Source organism: Thalassobacter sp., assembly GCF_982993085.1.
In genome coordinates this window covers 1-5,019 of record NZ_CEZFMW010000138.1, presented here as the reverse complement: position 1 = coordinate 5,019, position 5,019 = coordinate 1, and the positions used below count along the sequence as shown (strand labels likewise).

Annotated in this window: 3 protein-coding genes and 1 pseudogene; all 4 read right to left on the bottom strand. The window is 56.2% G+C overall.

Annotated features, from left to right (window positions below; genetic code table 11):
* The coding region (locus tag AC4GMC_RS16070) for a BapA/Bap/LapF family prefix-like domain-containing protein (RefSeq protein WP_487877597.1) at positions 1–597 on the bottom strand (597 nt) is incomplete at its 3' end.
* A 56-nt stretch (positions 598–653) separates the two neighbouring features.
* Complete coding sequence (locus AC4GMC_RS16065; RefSeq protein WP_487877600.1) at positions 654–818, bottom strand: XdhC family protein; 165 nt, start codon at positions 816–818, stop codon at positions 654–656.
* A gap of 3 nt (positions 819–821) precedes the next feature.
* A pseudogene (xdhB, locus tag AC4GMC_RS16060) lies at positions 822–3,097 on the bottom strand (xanthine dehydrogenase molybdopterin binding subunit); the annotation flags it as partial.
* Positions 3,098–4,558 carry a xanthine dehydrogenase small subunit gene (gene xdhA / locus AC4GMC_RS16055; RefSeq protein WP_487877596.1) on the bottom strand — a complete coding sequence of 487 codons (1,461 nt, stop codon included), beginning with the start codon at positions 4,556–4,558 and terminating at the stop codon, positions 3,098–3,100.
* Positions 4,559–5,019: the final 461 nt, after the last annotated feature.

The window sequence follows — 5,019 nt, the reverse complement described above, 5'->3', positions numbered from 1 at the left end:
CGTGCCGTCACCATTGTTATAGGCTTCGATCTTAGCAAGCGCTGCGTTGCCCGCGAGAACAAGCGTTTGAACTTCAGGGCCCGTGTCTGCACCGCCCGTGGCCGCCGCCAGAACCTGCGCATTGACCGCAGCAAGGTTGTCAACGCTCACGCCAGTAATACCCGCATCTGCGTAATCTGCCACTGTCAGTGCTGCAGGCGTCGTGCCGTCACCATTGTTATAGGCTTCGATCTTAGCAAGCGCTGCGTTGCCCGCGTTATTACCGCTTGCAGCAGAAGCAGCACCCAGAAAAAGGCCCCCACCAATGAGACTTGAAAGAATTGGTGCAAACGGCACCGGCACATCTAATGCGTCATCTAATAATATTATACGACTATCAACCCCTGATGCATGCTCTGTATAAAAGCCCCTAATTACAATTTTAGATCCATCCTCAAGGAACAAAACAAGGTCTTGACCCTTCACTTCGCTTGAAACCACCTCTTCACTTTTAAAATTAAAATATACATCTGAAGGAGAAGTGATCTCAAATATGCTATCCGCATTTTTAGTTTTCACAACCTCGCCAGTGGCCAAATTAACAATTTTCAAGTCCATGTAAGAATCCCTTTTACTTTCAGTGTTAACCTATATTCGATCTTAATAATAACAACTTAGCTGATATTAAGTAACTTTTCCCCACCAACGGTCCCCCAAAGCGCGGTCTCTGCAACGAGCATAAATGCCCCTACCTCACGCGGGGAAGAGCCACGAACGTTTGATATCCGCACCGCTACAATCGGCTCAGCCAGCTCAAGGAATTCGGCCAAATCGCTCATTTTTTTCAGCCTCTCGACCGCCATCAGAACGCGCTCTGGCGTTGCAGGCGCGTCAAGCCTTGGACACTCGGCATAGTCCGCAACCGAGGCCACTGCGTGGCCTATCGCTTCAAAGACTGAAATCCCCAACATAAACGGGGGCTCACCCACGGCTTTGCTCCGCTTGATCGTGCGCTTGGGGTTCTCGCTCCACTCGGCAAGCCTCACGTTGAACGCGCGCGGCTTGTCGCTTGCCAGCGGGATTTTGTAGGTGCTCGGTGCATGGGTGCGGAGCGCGCCTTTGTCATCCCACCAAAGTTCTTCGGTGGTCAGCCACCCCATCCCCTGAATAAACGCACCCTCCACTTGCCCACGGTCAATCGCAGGATTGAGGGAGCGCCCCACATCATGCAACACATCCGCCCGTGTCACACGGTACTCGCCTGTGAGCATATCGATTTCCACCGCAGAGCACGACGCCCCATAGGCAAAGTAGAAAAACGGCTGGCCCTTGCCCGTTGCCCGATCCCAGTGGATTTCGGGCGTCTTGTAGAAGCCTGCCGCTGAAAGTTGCACACGGTCCATATAAGCCCCCGCGATAAACTCCTTAAACGCAAACACCCTGTCGCCAACAGAAACCTGACCGTCCGCAAACTCCAGCGCCGCCTTACCCCATTTTTCGCGCGCATACTCCGTCAGCCGCGCCTTGATCTGCTCACAAGCATCAAGGGCTGCCATACCGTTGAGGTCAGTCCCGGAAGAGGCCACTGTTGCGCTCGTGTTGGGCACTTTGTCTGTCGCAGTCGACGTGATCTTAACAGCCTCAAGCGCAACACCAAAAGCTTCAGCCACAACCTGCGCAACCTTGGTGTTTAGCCCTTGGCCCATCTCTGTGCCGCCATGATTGATCATCAAGGAGCCGTCTTTATAAACGTGTAGCAAAGCTCCAGCCTGATTATACCAGGTTGCCGTAAAGCTGATGCCAAACTTTACAGGCGTCAGCGCGATCCCGCGGCGGATGATCCCGCCTTTGGCGTTATGTACGATGATATCTGCACGCCGCTTGCGATAGTCAGACGTCTCTTCAAGCTCGCCAACCAACCGCTCCAGAATATTGTCTTCAACAGTCTGATGGTAAGGCGTCACGTTGCGTTCGCCGATACCGTAAAAATTGGCCTTGCGGATATCGAGAGGGTCTTTGCCAAGCTTATAGGCGATCTCTTCAATCATCCTCTCGGCCACAATCACACCTTGCGGCCCGCCAAAGCCCCGAAAGGCCGTGTTGCTCACAGTGTTGGTTTTCATGGGGCGTGACCTGATGCGCACATGCGGGTAAAAGTAAGCATTGTCCGCATGAAAGAGCGCGCGGTCCGCCACACCGGCCCCGAAAGATCTGCCGCAAAGCCACAGCGCGCCGCCCACTGGCCCTCAACCGCCTCAATACGCCCGTCGGCGTCAAATCCCACGTCATAGTCCGCAACAAAATCGTGCCGCTTACCCGTCGCCGTCATATCTTGGTCGCGGTCAGGGCGGATTTTGACAGGGCGGTTCCATTTCTTCGCCGCCATCGCCGCGACGGCCGCAAAGAGATTCATCTGGCTTTCCTTGCCGCCAAAGCCACCGCCCATGCGCCGCACCTTCACCACAACAGAGTGCGCCGCCACGCCCAGAACCTGCGCCTCGGTTGGATGCTGGGTTGAGGCATAAATCACCACGTCGTCATCTTCAGCAGGCATCGCAAACGAGATATGCCCCTCCAGATACATGTGATCCTGCCCACCAATCGCCATGCGGCCCTTGATATGATGCGCAGCCTCTTCAAAGCCTGCTTTCACATCCCCACGCTGAAGTGTCATGGGCGCGGTCACATCAGGGTAGCCTGCTGCAATCGCCTCAAGCGGCTCCAGTACATGCGGCAACGCATCAATCTCGACCCGCGCCAGCTCGGCGGCCCGCCGCGCGATATCGCGGCTCTCGGCAATCACGGCAAAAAGCGGTTGGCCATGAAACTCCACAGTCGTGTCAGGGAAAACAGGCTCATCCCCTGCATGCACAGCAGACACATCATTGATCCCGGGGATATCCGTAGCCGTGAGTACTCCCACAACTCCTTCGCACGCCAGAACAGCGCTCAAATCAAGCGCCCTGATCGTGCCATGTGCCACTTTGGAGCAGCCGAGATAGGCGTGCAGCGTACCAATCGGCTCAGGGATATCGTCCGTATAATCAGCCCGCCCCGTCACTTGCTTGATGGCCGAGTCGTGCTTGGCGTCTGTGCCCGTATGTCCGAACTTGCTCATCTATACAGCCTCCAGCTTGGCCACCTGGCCCGCACCCTGCTCAGCCCAGAAGCGGCGGAAAAGGTTGCCCGCCACAAGGCTGCGATACTCGGCTGTCGCGCGCCAGTCACTGAGGGGCGCAAAGTCCTCGGCCACAGCCTCTGCCGCCGCCTCATAGCTCGCCTCTACAAATGGTTGCCCCAAAAGCGCAGCTTCTGCCTTTGCTGCGCGTTTGAGCGTGGCTGCCATTCCGCCAAAAGCGATCCGCGTCTCAGCGATCATCCCGCTTTCAACCCGCACAGCAAAACCAGCGGCCACAGCTGTAATGTCTTCATCGCGCCGTTTTGAAACCTTATAGGTCGCATGATACATCCCTGCCTGCGCAAGCGGCAGGTCGACAGCCTCGACAAATTCGCCAGCCCGCAAATCCTGCTTGCCATAGTCGATGAAGAACTCTTCCAGCGGCAGCGCCCGCACGCCCTCGGCACTGCGCAAATGCAGCGTAGCCCCTAAGGCGATAAAGACAGGTGGCGTGTCACCAATCGGCGAGCCATTGGCAATATTGCCACCCACCGTCCCCATATTGCGCACTTGCCAGCCCGCAATCCGCCTCCAGTAAGGCAAAAGATGCGGGAAGGCGCGGGCCAGTGCGACCTCGGCTTCGCTATAGCTCGCCCCGGCCCCAATTCTGAGCGATGACCCTGTTGCGACAATCTGCCGAAGCTCTGTCAAATGCCCGATAAAGACCGCTGGCGTAATGGGCTTCATCATCTTGGTCACCCAGAGGCCCACATCCGTCGCACCAGCAACAATTGTTGCCTCGGGGTGTTCAGCCAAAACATCAGCCAAATCCGCCACGCTCGCAGACAAGATGGCGCGGTCACCAGCTTTTGCCACATCCACACGCGCGCCATCAGCCAGCGCTTCAAGGCGCGTTGTCACATCCGCGCGCTCAAGCGCCAGCGGATCAGCCTCGGGCTTGCCAAGCTCTGCTGCCGCCCGCGCCGCCTTGAAGATCGGCTCATAGCATGTGCAGCGGCACAGGTTGCCCTGCAAGGCTGTCTCGATCTCGGCATCACTTAGCGCAGCGGCTTCCATCCACAATGCGTAGAGCGACATCACAATCCCAGGTGTACAGAAGCCACACTGGCTCCCGTGCGCGTCCACCATCGCTTGTTGAACAGGGTGCAATCCACCGCCCGCACCGCACAAGTGCTCAATCGTCACCACGTGGCACCTATCAAGGCTCGCCAAAAAACGGATGCAGGCATTCACCGTCTCATAGCGCAAGCCATCCTGCGTCAGGAGTCCGACAAGCACAGTACAAGCGCCGCAGTCGCCCTCTGCGCACCCTTCTTTTGTACCCGTCAGGCGCCGCGCGATGCGCAGGTAGTCCAACAACGTTTCCTGTTCACCCACCTCAGGTAGACAAACAGCCTCGCCGTTTAACAAAAATCTGATTTCATGGCGCCTCTTGCCCATAGCATTGTCTCCGCGCTGAATTTAGGCGTCAACATACGCCCCTCCCGCTCTCAATGATAGCGCGAGTTTGGCTGAACACTTTCAACAAAAATTATAAAATAAACCGTGGAGCTATCCTCCATACTGCCCAAAGCAAAAGGGAGGGCGCCATGCCCTATGTCGAGAGTATCAAGGTATTTTGCCGCGTGGTCGAGCTCGGCTTCATCACATCAGGAGGGCGTGACCTTCGGCCGGAATGGCCCTACTTTTTAGGACAGGTTTGCAACTTTCTTAAGTTGCACCAGATTTATGTTCATGCCGCTTTTCGTATAGCTGCTTGCTCGAAGCATGACGCGTCAGGAGTGCGTTTGTCGTGCGCAGTTTGAGGGCGCTCGGAGTTGTATAACCCAATCCAGGTATTGATGATCAGGGGAATCGATTGAACGTTATAGCCGTATAAGCGCTTCCATATAGTCATCGTC